12 protein-coding genes are annotated in these 13,672 nt (G+C 66.0%); 6 read left to right on the top strand and 6 right to left on the bottom strand.

The window, feature by feature from the left end:
• The first annotated feature begins 32 nt into the window (after window positions 1–32).
• The gene (locus Q0996_RS10175; RefSeq protein WP_299618566.1) at window positions 33–1,136 is read left to right on the top strand and encodes an efflux RND transporter periplasmic adaptor subunit; all 1,104 of its coding nucleotides are present in this window, start codon (window positions 33–35) and stop codon (window positions 1,134–1,136) included.
• Window positions 1,133–4,393: an efflux RND transporter permease subunit gene (locus tag Q0996_RS10170; RefSeq protein ID WP_299618563.1), complete on the top strand. Its 3,261-nt coding sequence runs from the start codon at window positions 1,133–1,135 to the stop codon at window positions 4,391–4,393. The genes Q0996_RS10175 and Q0996_RS10170 overlap by 4 nt, the downstream gene beginning before the upstream one ends.
• A 54-nt stretch (window positions 4,394–4,447) precedes the next feature.
• On the opposite strand, the gene pssA is transcribed toward Q0996_RS10170, so the two are convergent.
• Complete coding sequence (pssA, locus tag Q0996_RS10165; RefSeq protein WP_299618560.1) at window positions 4,448–5,254, bottom strand: CDP-diacylglycerol--serine O-phosphatidyltransferase; 807 nt, start codon at window positions 5,252–5,254, stop codon at window positions 4,448–4,450.
• A gap of 1 nt (window position 5,255) precedes the next feature.
• Window positions 5,256–6,011 carry a phosphatidylserine decarboxylase gene (locus tag Q0996_RS10160; RefSeq protein ID WP_299618557.1) on the bottom strand — a complete coding sequence of 252 codons (756 nt, stop codon included), beginning with the start codon at window positions 6,009–6,011 and terminating at the stop codon, window positions 5,256–5,258.
• 86 nt (window positions 6,012–6,097) lie between these two features.
• On the opposite strand from Q0996_RS10160, the gene Q0996_RS10155 reads away from it, so the two are divergent.
• Window positions 6,098–6,643 carry a hypothetical protein gene (locus tag Q0996_RS10155; protein ID WP_299618555.1) on the top strand — a complete coding sequence of 182 codons (546 nt, stop codon included), beginning with the start codon at window positions 6,098–6,100 and terminating at the stop codon, window positions 6,641–6,643.
• Window positions 6,644–6,677: 34 nt separating this feature from the next.
• Here Q0996_RS10155 and Q0996_RS10150 read toward each other — a convergent pair whose 3' ends face one another.
• From Q0996_RS10150 to Q0996_RS10140, 3 genes are all read right to left on the bottom strand, one after another.
• Window positions 6,678–8,006: a LysM peptidoglycan-binding domain-containing protein gene (locus tag Q0996_RS10150; RefSeq protein ID WP_299618552.1), complete on the bottom strand. Its 1,329-nt coding sequence runs from the start codon at window positions 8,004–8,006 to the stop codon at window positions 6,678–6,680.
• A gap of 58 nt (window positions 8,007–8,064) precedes the next feature.
• Window positions 8,065–8,964, bottom strand: coding sequence for a cytochrome c (locus Q0996_RS10145; RefSeq protein ID WP_299618549.1), 900 nt, complete (start codon window positions 8,962–8,964; stop codon window positions 8,065–8,067).
• 121 nt (window positions 8,965–9,085) lie between these two features.
• The gene (locus Q0996_RS10140) at window positions 9,086–9,733 is read right to left on the bottom strand and encodes a cytochrome c (protein WP_299618546.1); all 648 of its coding nucleotides are present in this window, start codon (window positions 9,731–9,733) and stop codon (window positions 9,086–9,088) included.
• Between the two features lie 110 nt (window positions 9,734–9,843).
• Between Q0996_RS10140 and Q0996_RS10135 the strand changes: the two genes are divergently transcribed.
• The 3 genes from Q0996_RS10135 to Q0996_RS10125 all read left to right on the top strand — a co-directional run bounded on the left by Q0996_RS10135 (window position 9,844) and on the right by Q0996_RS10125 (window position 12,430).
• The gene (locus tag Q0996_RS10135; protein WP_299618544.1) at window positions 9,844–10,428 is read left to right on the top strand and encodes a TIGR00730 family Rossman fold protein; all 585 of its coding nucleotides are present in this window, start codon (window positions 9,844–9,846) and stop codon (window positions 10,426–10,428) included.
• A 176-nt stretch (window positions 10,429–10,604) separates the two neighbouring features.
• Entirely contained in the window at window positions 10,605–11,819 is a 1,215-nt protein-coding gene (locus Q0996_RS10130; protein ID WP_299618541.1) for an NADP-dependent isocitrate dehydrogenase, read from the top strand.
• A gap of 95 nt (window positions 11,820–11,914) precedes the next feature.
• Window positions 11,915–12,430, top strand: a complete 516-nt coding sequence (locus Q0996_RS10125) for a peptidylprolyl isomerase (RefSeq protein ID WP_299618538.1) — start codon at window positions 11,915–11,917, stop codon at window positions 12,428–12,430.
• 188 nt (window positions 12,431–12,618) lie between these two features.
• Here Q0996_RS10125 and Q0996_RS10120 read toward each other — a convergent pair.
• The coding region (locus Q0996_RS10120) for a DHHA1 domain-containing protein (RefSeq protein WP_299618535.1) at window positions 12,619–13,672 on the bottom strand (1,054 nt) is incomplete at its 5' end.

Raw genomic sequence — 13,672 nt, 5'->3', positions numbered from 1 at the left:
CCGAGCAACAAGCAACCTAGAGCGCCCCGAAAATGAAACGCTCCTTCTTCCTCGCCTTCTTCTTCGCCGTGGCGGCAGCGGCATGGGTCGCCTCCGGCCAACTGGGCGAAATCGACGCCCAGCCCGAAGCACAGAAGCCGCCCGCCGACCTGGCCGAGTTGGGCGAGCCGCCGGCAGTGCGGGTCCGCAAATCCGTTGCGCAAGACCATGCGGTCATCGACCTGCTGCGCGGCCGGACCGAAGCCAACCGCCTGATCGAGGTCAAATCGGAAACCCACGGGCGGATCATCGAACTGACCGTCGAGGAAGGCAGCAGGGTCGCCGCGGGTGAGATCATTGCCAGGCTTTCCCCCGGCGACCGCCGGGCGCGCCTGGCCGAAGCCAAGGCACTGCTCGCCCAACGCCAGATCGAGTACGAAGCCGACCAGAAGCTGTCCAAGAAGGGATTCCGGGCAAGCACCCAGGTTGCCGCGACGGAGGCCTCCTTGGAAGCCGCCGAGGCGGAGGTCAAGATCGCCCAGGTCGAGCTCGGCTACACCGTGATCCGTGCGCCCTTCGACGGTGTCGTTGACAAACGGCTCATGGAACTGGGCGATTTCGTCGACCGTGGCGATCCCATCACCCGCTTGGTCGAACTCGACCCCATCCTGATCGTCACGCAGGTGAACGAGCGTGACGTACAGCGTCTTTCGCTCGGCGCCATCGGCCAGGCCAGGCTGATGACCGGCGATCAAGTGGAAGGCCATATCCGCCACATTTCAACCATCGCCGACGAGGCCACGCGCACCTTTCGCGTGGAACTGGAGGTCGACAATCCCGAAGGGCGCATCGCCGACGGGATGACCGCGGAAATCGCCCTGCCCCTGGACCAAACCACGGCCCATCTCGTTTCCCCGGCCATTCTCACGCTCTCCGACAAGGGGCTGATCGGCGTGAAGGCGGTGGACGAGAACAACCGCGTGGTCTTCCACCCGGCCAAGATTGTCGATACCGGCAATGAAGGGGTCTGGATCGCCGGTCTGCCGGACGAAGTCACCCTCATCACTGTCGGCCAGGAATATGTGCGGCCCGGAGAAAGCGTACGCAGCGTGTCCGAAGCGGAGATCGAAGACAGCCTGAAGGACCTCGCTTCGTGAACGCCATCATCGACGCGGCGATCTCCCATTCCCGTACTGTCATCTCCGCGCTGCTGCTGATCCTCATCGCCGGCAGCTTCGCCTACGTGTCAATTCCCAAAGAGGATTCGCCGGACATCAACATTCCGACGCTCTATGTCGTCGTGTCACACGAGGGCATCTCGCCGGAAGATGCCGAACGCCTGCTGATCAAGCCTTTGGAGAAGGAACTGCGCGCCATCGAGGGCGTGAAGGAGATGACCTCGACCGCCTACCTGGGTGGCGCCAACGTGGTCATGGAGTTCGAGGCCGGCTTCGATGCCGATAAGGCGCTGGTGGACGTGCGCGAGAAGGTCGATCTCGCCAAGCCGGAACTGCCCGACGACGCCGAGGAACCCACCGTCCACGAAATCAACCTCTCGCTCTTCCCGGTGCTGACGGTGTCCCTGTCCGGCACCGCGCCGGAGCGCACGCTGCTGCGCATCGCCCGCGACCTGCAGGACAGGATCGAAGGTATCTCCAGCGTCCTGGAAGCGGAGATCGCCGGCGACCGCGACGAGCTGCTGGAGGTCATCGTCGACCCCCTGGCACTGGAGAGCTACAACCTCAACGCCTCCGACATCCTGGAGATGGTGGCCAAGTCCAACCTGGTGGTGGCCGCCGGCTCCCTCGACACCGGCCAGGGCCGCTTCGCGGTCAAAGTTCCCGGGCTCTTCGAGACCATGGAGGACATCGTCAATCTGCCGGTGAAAGTGAACGACGATGCCGTGGTGCGGTTCCGCGATATCGCCAGCCTGCGCCGCACCTTCAAGGACTCCGAGGGCTTTGCCCGCCTCAACGGCCAGCCGGCCCTGGCGCTCGAGGTCTCCAAACGCACCGGCGAGAACATCATCGAAACCATCGAACGGGTCCGCGCGGTGGTGGAGGAGGCGCGCGCCGGCTGGCCCGACACGGTCAACGTGTCCTACAGCCAGGACAAGTCCACCGACATCCGCAACAACCTGCTGGATCTGCAAAACAACGTGCTGAGCGCCATTTTGCTGGTCATGGTGGTGGTGGTCGCCGCCCTGGGCATGAGGACCGCCTGCTTCGTCGGCATCGCCATTCCGGGCTCCTTCCTCACCGGTATCCTGGTGCTCGCCATCGCCGGCCTGACCGTCAATATCGTGGTGCTCTTCGCCCTCATCCTGGCGGTGGGCATGCTGGTGGACGGCGCCATCGTGGTGACCGAATACGCCGACCGCAAAATGAGCGAGGGCCTGCCCAAGAAACAGGCCTACGCCCTGGCCAGCAAGCGCATGGCCTGGCCCATCATCGCGGCGACGGCGACCACCCTGGCCGCCTTCCTGCCGCTGATGTTCTGGCCGGGGGTCGTGGGCGAGTTCATGCGCTACCTGCCGCTGACCCTCATCGCCACGCTGAGCGCCTCGCTCATGATGGCGCTGATCTTCGTGCCCACCCTGGGCTCGGTCTTCGGCAAACCCGGCGGCACTGCCGACCCGGAAACCATGAAGGCGCTGGCGGCCGGCGAGCACGGCGACATCAGGGCGGTCAGGGGACTGACCGGGGCCTATCTGAAGGTGCTGGGCTTTGCCCTGCGCCATCCGGCGAAGATCCTGCTCGTGGCGGTGAGCCTGCTGGTCGGCGTGCAGATGGCCTATGCCACCTACGGACGCGGCGTCGAGTTCTTCCCCGACGTGGAGCCGCAAAACGCCATCCTGCAGCTTCATGCCCGCGGTAACTTCTCGATCGACGAGCGCGATCAGCTCGTCCGCGAGGTCGAGCAGGTCGTCCTGGCAATGCAGCGGGAACACGGTGAGTTCCACGCCATCAGCGCCCAGTCCATGGCGGACGCCGGAACCCGTGGCGGAGACGAGGCCGAGGACGTGATCGGCAAGATCACCCTGGAGTTCGTCGACTGGTTCCTGCGCCGACCGGCCGACGAGATCCTCACGGAGATCCGTGAGCGCAGCGAAATCTTCGCCGGCGTTTTCGTGGAACCGCGAAAAGAAGAGGCCGGACCGCCGGTGGGCAAGCCGGTGCAGATTGAGGTCTCCTCGGGCCAACCCTCGCTGATCGAACCGGCCGTCCGTCGCATCGTCACGGCCTTGTCGGAAATCGGCGGCTTCGTCGACATCGAAGACGGCGCTCAGATCCCCGGAATCGAGTGGGAACTGGTGGTCGACAGGGCCCAGGCTGCGAAGTTCGGCGCCGACATCAGCCTGATCGGCAGCTATGTGCGCATGCTCACCAACGGGATGAAGCTGGGCGAATACCGCCCCGACGACAGCAGCGAAGAAATCGACATCGTGGTGCGCCTGCCCGAGCAGTATCGCAACATTGAACAGCTCGACCTGATCCGCATGCAGACCTCCGCCGGGCTGATTCCCATCGCCAACTTCGTCACCCGCGTGGCCAAGCCGAAGGTCGGTCTGCTGCACCGCACGGACGGCCGCCGGGCCATGACCATCAAGGCGGACGTCGCGCAGGGCCTGTTGGTCGACGACAAGGTGCAGCAGGTGCGCGCCTGGCTGGCCGGACAGGACTTTGACCCGCTGCTCAACATCAAGTTCAAAGGCGAGGACGAGGAGCAGAAGGCAGCCTCGGCCTTCCTCGGCAAGGCCTTCGCCGTCGCCCTGTTCATGATGGCGATCATCCTGGTGACCCAGTTCAACAGCTTCTACAGCGCCTTTCTGATCCTCACCGCCGTCGTGATGTCGACCGTCGGTGTGATGATCGGCCTGCTGGTCACCAATCAGCCCTTTGGCATCGTCATGTCGGGCATCGGCGTGATCGCCCTGGCGGGGATCGTGGTCAACAACAACATCGTGCTGATCGACACCTTCGACCGCCTGAGGGAAACCACGGCCGACACCAAAGAGGCCGTTCTGCGCACCGGCGCGCAACGCCTGCGCCCGGTCCTGCTCACCACCATCACCACCATCCTGGGGCTGATGCCCATGGTGCTGGCCACCAACATTGACTTCTTCTCGCGCACCGTTCAGACCGGTGCGCCGTCGACCCAATGGTGGCGCCAGCTATCGACGGCGATCGTCTTCGGCCTCAGCTTCGCGACCCTGCTGACCCTGCTGGTCACCCCCAGCGCCCTGATGCTTCGCGAGAACGTGGCGCAACTGATGAAGCGCTTGCGGGGCGGCCGCAGCGCCTCCGCCAAGGAGCCGAAGGACAAGCGCCGCCGGCGCGGTCCGCGCAAGATCAACGACGGCGGCGAAGATCTGGACCGGCCCGGCCCGAGCGTGCCCGAGGCGGCCGAATAGGGTCATTCCCGTTTTTGCCGGACCCGGCCCGGTTCGCAGTGAGCCGAAAACGCCCTATGCGTCCTCTCCGGAGTCCGGATCGTCCTGCGCTGCCGGCGGCTGCTCCAGAGCAGCAGCGGCGACTTCGCGGCGGTATTGCATCGCCGCCACCGGAATGCTTCCCAGATAGAGCAGGCCGACCAGGGTGACGGTGATCCAGGGCTCGGAAATCAGGAAGGCGGCAAAGACCACGAGGCCGACCATGGCGATCCGGCGATGGGGCAGCCGCAGCTTGATCCGCTTCGCCGAATAGGTGGGAACCTGGCTGACCATCAGGATGGCCACCGCCAGCAGCGTCAGGATGTTGAGCAGATCGCTGCGCAGGATGCTGTCGCCGAAGACAAAGCTCATGGTGAGCGGCAGCAGCGCCAGGCCGGCAGCGCAGGGGGCTGGCACGCCGACGAAGTAGCGCGAGGCCAGCGGCTGCGGGTTCTCCTCGCCCAGGGCGGCGTTGAAGCGGGCCAGGCGCAGGGCGCAGCAGGCAGCGAAGACGAGACAGAAGGCCCAACCCAGGCCCCCGGCGTCCGACAGCGTCCAGAGATAGATCATCACCGCCGGCGTCACGCCGAAGGCGATGACGTCGGAGAGGGAGTCGAGCTGGGCACCGAACTCGCTGGTCGCCCCCATCAGCCGGGCGATGCGCCCGTCGAGGCCGTCCAGGAGCATGGCCACCACCACGGCCCCGACTGCAACCTCCCAACGATCCTGCAGCGCCATGCGCACGGCGGTCAGCCCGGCACAGAGCGCCAGCAAGGTCAGCGCATTGGGGATCATGCGGTTGATCGAGAGGGCCGAGACCCGTCTGCGGCGCAGCCGCGCCATGCTAGCGCTCCTCCCCCTCGCGCGCCGGTTCCTGGGACATGAGATCGGCGATCACGGTCTCTCCAGCCACCGCCGTCTGATAGGGTACCACGATGGGCGCGACCCCTTCCGGCAGGTAGACGTCCATGCGGCTGCCGAAGCGGATCAGCCCGAAGACCTGGCCGGCGCGCACCGGCTGTCCCAGCGTGGCATGGCAGATGATGCGCCGTGCCACCAGGCCGGCGATCTGAACGAAGCCCAGCTCGACGCCGTCGTAGATGGTGACCTTCAGGGACATCCGCTCGTTGTCCTCTGAGGCCTTGTCGAGGGCGGCGTTGAGAAACTTGCCCGGCCGATACGACAGGGCTGAGATCTTCCCATCCGCCGGCACCCGGTTGACGTGTACGTTGAATACGTTGAGGAAGATGGAAACCCGGGTCAGCGGCTGGTCGCCCAGTTCCAGTTCCGGCGGCGGGACCGCCCGCACGATCGGCTGCACCATGCCGTCGGCCGGCGCGATCACCAGGCCCGGCCGCGTCGGGGTGACCCGCGGCGGATCACGGAAGAAATAGGTGCAGAATGCGGTCGCCAGCAGCCCCAGCCAGAACAGCGGCCCCCACAGCAGGCCCAGGATCACCGCTGCGGCGAAGGCCGCGCCGATGAAGGGCCATCCGGCCCGGTTGATCGGAACGAGTACGCTTCTGAACACCGAATCTTCTCGCTGGCTTGTGTTGCGGTTCCCAAGCAGTAATGGACGAGACGGGGCCCCGTCAAACATTCGAAAACCCAAGGCCGGCAGCGCTTTACGGAACCTTAAAGGCTCCTATGCTAGCTAAGGGGGCTGATGTGAGGGGAGATCAAGCCTTGAACGCCCAGGAGATCGAGCCCGGCGAGGCCGTGGCTCCGGACGACGACAAGTCGGCGGTCAAGACGGTGGCCGACACCGCCGTTCCCTTGGAAGTGGGTGCGATCGCCCTCGGCGCCGACGGCCATATCCAGCGCAACGACGAAGACCGCCCCCTGCACTTCAGCTTCACCGCCTGCGGCATCCGCTTCGAGGCCGATCTCGAGGGCCGGAGCGCGCCGCTGCGGATCAAGGCCAATCTCGGCAAGCTGCCCTACTCCGCCGAATCGCCGGAAGGCCGCCGCCTGGCCCGCAGCGTTCTTGCCGCCACCGACCGGCTGCATCGCGGACAGATCCTGCTGTCGGAGAAGCAGGACATGGTTCTGCAGGGTGAACTCACGCCCCCCAGCCCGCGCACGCCGGTCAGCGTGATCGCCACCGCCGCCGCCCTCATCGTCGACTTCAAGCCCTATGTCGATTTGCTGGCCGACGCGCTTGCAGCGCGTCCCCTGGCAGCCGCCGCGCGGGACGAAGCATCCGGCGGAGCGCTTCCGAACGAAGCCTGACCCCAGTACGATCTGTGGGCCGATCTGAGGATCTTCAGTTCACGCGTGGCAGTTCGAAGACCTGACCCGGGTATATGAGGTCGGGGTCGCGGATCTGATCGGCGTTGGCCTGGTAGATGACGGTATAGGTCCGGCCCCGCCCGTAGGTCCGCCTGGCGATGCGCCACAGGGAATTGCCCGGCTGCACGATCACGTAGGCCTCGCCCGCTTCGACGGGCCGCGGCGCTTCGCGCGAGAACGGCGTTTCCACCCGTGCGAGAACAGAACCGGAGCCGTCCACCTGATCGACCCGCAGCCGGTGCAGGCCTTCGGCGATGCGGTCCTCCGGCAACAGGATCCAGCGGCCGTCATCGCCCGCGACCGCTTCGCCGATCAACCCGTTGTCGAGATAGACCAGCATGCGGGCGCCGGGCTCCGACCGTCCGCCCAGAACCGCGCGCCCGTTCTCGTCATAGTCGACGGAATCGAGCACCAGGCTGCCCTCGGCAATGCCCTGCGAGGTTTGCTGCGGCAGCACCTTGGTCGCGCCGCCGCCGGCCCGCGGCGTGAGCAGGGCGAGCACCTGGCTTGACGCCGGCTCGTCCGCTTTAGCATCGCCCGCATCGGCCACCGTGGCAGCGTCCTGCTTGGCGGCTTCCGGTCCGCTATCGGCATCCGGGACGGCCGCCGGCTGCGCGGGCACCTTTGGTTTCGGTACGACGACCACCACCAGGTTTTCCGAAAGCTGCTTTTCGCCTTTCGGCGTTTCCGACTCAATCCCGATCTCGTGTGTTCCGGGTTCCAGCGGCTTCTCTGCGACGATAGCCCAGGCGCCGCTGCGGTCCGCCCGGACGGTACCGACCGTGTCGCTTTCGCCGAGGGTCACGGTGACATCGCTGTTCGGTTCGGCCCGCCCGGCGATCACTGTCTCGCCTGTCGGTTCGACACGCACCACGTCGAAGGTCGGGCCGGGCGCCGAAGGCGCCTCGGCACCGGAAGGCTCCGAGTCCTCTGAGCTGGCGGGAGGCTTCGATGCGGTAGCGGGCGCACGCTGCACCACCTGCGGACGCTGCGGCGGCGTGGCCGCCTCGGGCGCCGCTTCGGTGTCAGAGGGAGTGGTCGTGGAAACGACAGCGGGCGCTGTCGCCGTCGTCGCGGTGGCGTCGGATACGGCTTCGCGCACTTCTGCAGGGGCCGTCGCCGGCGCGTCTTGAGGCGGTGACGACGGTGCCGCTTCGGCGGCCTGCTGCTGCGAGGTGGCGGTGTCGGCGACCGGCGACACCTCCTCTTCGCTGCCGAAAAGCAGGTAACCTGAAACGGCGGCGGCTGCCGCTGCGGCAACCCCCAGACCAAGTACAAGCCTTCTCAACTGCCCGGCCTCCAAACCCCCGAAAATAGCCTAGTACGCAGGCTCCGGGGGTGCAATGCCGGGTCGCATAGGGTTAAAGCCCCGAATTCGGCGGTAAGCTCTTGATATATTTGGCAATCGCAGCCAGGTCCTCGGCATTGAGGTGGCTGGTGCCGTGCTCGATCACCTCCCCCATGGAGTCGCTCAGGTAGTCGCCTTCGGGGGTAAGGCCGTCTCTGAGGGCCCAGACGATGTCCGATTCGCTCCACTCGGCCAGGCCGTTCTTGCCCGGCGTCAGGTTCGGGACCTTCCCGCCATCGGGCCCCTGGGGATTGCCGGCCAACTCGCGATCCATGTCGACGGCGCCCAGCGCACCGCGCGGACTGTGGCACTCACCGCAATGGCCGAGGTGGCGGGTCAGATAGGCGCCGCGGTTCCAGACCGCGTCCTGATCCGCCGACGGTTCGAAGGCACCGGCCTCGAAATAGAGCGCCTTCCAGATGCCGAGGGTGAAGCGCAGGCTGTAGGGAAAATCCAGGTCGTGAGGCTGATTGGCCCTGTCCACCGGTGCCTGTGCGAAGAGATAGGCCCTGAGGTCGGCAATGTCGCCATCACTCATGCCGGTGTAGGAGGTATAGGGAAAGGCCGGGTAGTAGGGATCGCCGCCCGGCGACTCGCCGTGGCGCAGGGCAGCGAGAAAGTCGTCGTCGCTCCAGGCGCCGATGCCATGTTCCGGATGTGGCGTGATGTTGGGACTGTAGAAGGTTCCAAAGGGCGTCTTCAGGGCACGTCCCCCGGCCAGGGGCGCACCGCCGCCCTTCTCGTCGGTGTGGCAGCCATAGCATCCGGCGGCGCGAAAGACATAGGCGCCCCGCTGCGCCGCCTCAGAAAGCGCTTCGGCCGCCGTCTCTTGCGAGGCTTCCTGGCCCAGCGCCGGCGGCCCGGCGACCGCAAAGAGCCCAAGCAGGACCGCGACGGCAGCGGTTGCTGTCATCGTTCGCGCCAGGGGCATCACCCCGCCCCATCGGTCTGCTGTCGCAGGCATCATCGGTAAAGATGGCGGGCACCGGCCGTGCCCGCCACCCTGTTTTGCACAAACGAGAAACTAAGAGCGACTAACCGTCGACCTTCGGGCCACGGTAAGTCTTGTGGCAGCCGCCACAGCCTTCCTTGCCGAAGGCCGCGAACTGCGCCTGGATAGCCGCCGCATCGCCGCCATTGAGGGCCGAGGCCATCTTCGCCGACTCGTCCTCCAGCGCCTTGCCGCGGGCGAGGAAGCCGTTCCAGTCGGACCAGATCTCCGGCTTGCCGCGGTTCTTGCCGACGGCGTCCATTTCCTCGAGCGTCGCCTTGACCTTGAAGACCGCGGGAATGGCCGTGGCGATTTCGCCGATCTTGTCGGCCGCCGCCGCGGCCTCGGCCGCAGTCCCCTTCGAGTCCTTCACGAACTCGGCGATGATCTTCATGTTGGCGCCGACGTCTTTCATGGCTTGCTGGCGTTCCTTAACCGCCGTCATCTGCGCCGCATCCGCAAGCTGGAGGCCGCTCGCCTGAGACTCCGACACGAAGCTTCCTGAACCCAACAGGCCCCCTACTGCAAGTGCAAGGGTCCCCGCTGCTACCAAGACCGTCTTTCGAATCATCTTGATCTGCTCCTTGATAGTTGGCGTCCGGGCACCATGGCCATCGGACAGTTCTTTGTTTGCGTCCTGCGAGCGGCGCAGGTGATCCTCCTGAAACGACCTTCTGTGGCGGCAGGCCACCGGTCTGTGCTAGAAGACGATCACGCTTATGTGACGCGCTGCCAGCCTAGCGCATCACCGTGCGATTTCAATCGCACGCCGCCTCAACCCCGGACAGTAACGGCTTTGTGATGACCAAACTCACCGCGCTTTGCGTCTATTGCGGCTCCTCGGGCAAGGTTCGCAACAGCCACTTGGAAGCAGCCCGCACGCTGGGCCGGCTGGCCGCGGAAGGCGGCGTCGACATCGTCTTCGGGGGCGGGCGCGTCGGGCTCATGGGGGCGGTCGCCGAAGGAGCCCAGCACGCCGGCGGGCGTGTCGTGGCGATCATTCCCGAGCATCTCGAGGTGCTGGAGGTCGGCCTGCGCAGTGCCAACGAATACCTTGTCGTCGACTCCATGCACGCCCGCAAGCAACTCATGGCCGAACGGGCCGATGCCTTCTGCGCGCTGCCGGGGGGCCTCGGCACCCTGGACGAGACCTTCGAGATCATCACCTGGCGCCAGTTGAAACTGCACGACAAGCCCATCCTGCTGGTCAACATCGACGGCTTTTGGGACCCGCTGCTGCACCTTATCGACCACCAGATTGCCGAGGGTTATCTGCGCGGTCCCACTGACGGGTTGTTTCAGGTCGTCGACCGCGTGGAGGATGTGCTGCAGGCCGCCGCCAGCGCCCCCAGCCCGGCCATCCCCGACAAGATCGAGCAGATGTAGCTCCGGCCGCCGTCAGGCCGTCCCTGCTGCTCCGATCCTCCCCGGGGGCCTGCCTTGGCCGGCTCCCTTGCACCGCCCGGATAGCCTGCTATCTTGCGCCCTGTCCGGCCGGCGGCCGGGAGGCGTCCAATAACCAGGCCGGGCGGTTCAAGCCACGGCCCTTCCGGAGAACTCAGATGGGGAAAATCAAGGTCAAGAGCCCGCTTGTCGAGCTCGACGGCGACGAGATGACGCGCATCATCTGGCAGAAGATCAAGGACAAGCTGATCCTGCCCTACCTCGACGTAGACCTGAAGTACTACGACCTCTCCGTCCAGAAGCGCGACGAGACCGACGACCAGATCACCATCGATTCCGCCAACGCCATCAAGGAATACGGTGTCGGGGTCAAATGCGCGACCATCACCCCGGACGAGGGCCGGGTCGAGGAATTCGGCCTGAAGAAGATGTGGCGCTCGCCCAACGGCACCATCCGCAACATCGTCGGCGGCACCATCTTCCGCCAGCCGATCATCATGCAGAACGTGCCCCGGCTGGTGCCGGGCTGGACCCTGCCGGTGGTTATCGGCCGCCATGCCTTCGGCGACCAGTATCGCGCCACCGACTTCAAGGTTCCCGGGCCCGGCAAGCTGACCATGATGTTCCAGCCCGAAGGCGGCGGCGAGCCCACCACCTACGAGATCTTCGATTTCCCGGAGGCCGGCGTGGCCATGGGCATGTACAACCTGGATGAGTCGATCCGCGGCTTTGCCCGTGCCTGCCTGAACTACGGTCTGAACCTCGGCTGGCCGGTCTATCTCTCGACCAAGAACACCATCCTCAAAGTCTACGACGGCCGCTTCAAGGACATCTTCCAGGAGACCTTCGACAAGGAGTTCAAGGAGGCCTTCGAGGCCAAGAACATTCACTACGAGCACCGCCTGATCGACGACATGGTGGCCGCCGCGCTGAAGTGGTCCGGCGGCTACGTCTGGGCCTGCAAGAACTACGACGGCGACGTACAGTCCGACACTGTGGCCCAGGGCTTCGGCTCGCTCGGCCTGATGACCTCGGTGCTGATGACTCCGGACGGCAAGACCATCGAGGCCGAGGCCGCCCACGGCACGGTGACTCGTCACTACCGCCTGCACCAGCAGGGCAAGCCCACCTCGACCAACCCCATCGCCTCGATCTTCGCCTGGACCCGCGGTCTGCACTTCCGCGGCACCTTCGACGAAACGCCTGACGTGGTGAAGTTCGCCCAGGATCTGGAACAGGTCTGCATCGACACCGTGCAGTCTGGTTCCATGACCAAGGACCTGGCGCTGCTGATCGACCCGGACCAGCCCTGGATGACCACCGACGAGTTCATGGACAAGCTGGACGAAAATCTGCAGAAGGCCATGGGCTAGCATCCACACCACGCTTGCCGGCGCCGGCCCGCTGCCCTATCTGGAGCCCCTAGATGAAGCTTCTTCTCTCACTTCTCGCGATCGGAGTTCTTTCCATGGCCACAGCAAGCAATGAGGCCGGCGCGCAGTCGGATCCCGAAAACGTCCTGGTCATGGAACTGAAGGACGGCACCGTCCGGATCGAGATGCTGCCAGATCTGGCGCCCAAGCACGTCGAGCAGATCAAGACGCTGACCCGCCAGGGCTTCTACGACGGCATCGTTTTTCACCGGGTGATCGACGGCTTCATGGCCCAGACCGGCGACCCGACGGGCACCGGGCGCGGCGGCTCCGAGCTGCCCGACCTGCCGGCGGAGTTCTCGGCCGAGCCCTTCGAACGCGGCATCGTCGGCATGGCCCGCTCGCAGAATCCGAACAGCGGCAACAGCCAGTTCTTCATCACCTTCGCGCCGGCACGCTTCCTCGACAAGCAGTACACCGTCTGGGGCCGGGTGACCGAAGGCATGGAGTTCGTCGACCTGATCAAGAAGGCACCGCGCGGCGATCAAAGCGGCATGGTGCGCGATCCCGACAAGATCATCACCCTGCGCGTCGCCGCCGATATCGACTAACAGGCAGTCGAATAGGCCAGTTGGTTGATTGACCTCGTGCTTCGAGACGCTTCGCTCCTCAGCATGAGGTCAATCAGTCCAGCGCCTCGCCTCACCCTGAGGAGCCGCGAAGCGGCGTCTCGAAGGGTGGTGTGCTCCGTATAGAAATCCTTCAACAACCTGCAAACGCGCTTTCGACACTCTTCGCGTTAGCCGGCTGCCAGCGCCGCTTCGATGGCGGTGACGGCCTTTGCCGCCGCGGCTCCGTCCGGGCCGCCGGCCTGAGCCATGTCGGGGCGCCCGCCCCCGCCTTTGCCGCCGAGCGCGGCGGAGCCGACACGCACCAGGTCGAGGGCGCTGGCCTGACCGGTGGCATCCTCGGTGACGCCGACGACCAGCGAGGCCTTGCCCTCGTTGACCGCCACAAGCACCACCACGCCGGAGCCGATCTGCTTTTTCAGATCGTCCGCCATGGGCTTCAGCTCCTTGGGCGGAATGCCCTCCAGGACCCGCGCCGCAAACTTCAGGCCCGCGACCTCCCGCGTCTCCGGCGCCGCGCCGTTGCCGCCGCCGGTGGCCAGCTTGCGCCGCAGATCGCCGATCTCCCGGTCCAGGCGCTTGCGCTCGTCCATCAGCGCCTCGATGCGTCCCGGCAGCTCTTCCGGCGCCACCTTCAGCACCGCAGCCGCCTCGGCCAGGGCCGTGCTCTGCCGGGCAGCATGAACGGCGGCCGCTTCGCCGGCCAGCGCCTCGATACGCCGCACACCGGCCGCCAGAGCCGTCTCGCCGGTGATCTTGAAGTAGCCGATATCGCCGCTGCGCTGCACATGGGTGCCGCCGCAGAGCTCGGTGGAGAACTGATGGCCGGCCTTGGTCCGGTCCGCACCGCCCATGGAGACCACGCGGACCTCGTCGCCGTACTTTTCGCCGAACAGCGCCAGGGCGCCCGCATCGATCGCTTCGTCCGGCGTCATGAAGCGGGTCTCGACCGAGGCATTCGCGCGGATGCGGGCGTTGACCTCCGCCTCCACGGCCTGGATGTCGTCATCGCTCAGGGGCTTGGGATGGCTGATGTCGAAGCGCAGCCGATCCTCGGCCACCAATGAGCCTTTCTGGGTCACGTGGTCGCCGAGCCGGCGGCGCAGCGCCTCGTGCAGCAGGTGCGTCGCCGAATGATGGGCGCGCAACGCGGTGCGCCGGGCGCTGTCGACCCGCAGCTCCAGGCCGGTGCCGACCTTGAGGGTGCCGCGCTCGACCGTGCCG

Origin of the sequence: Pelagibius sp. (genome assembly GCF_028289705.1) — a bacterium.
GTDB lineage: Bacteria > Pseudomonadota > Alphaproteobacteria > Kiloniellales > Kiloniellaceae > Pelagibius.
Note: the sequence above shows the minus strand (reverse complement) of the source record. Positions and strands in the feature narration are given on the sequence as shown.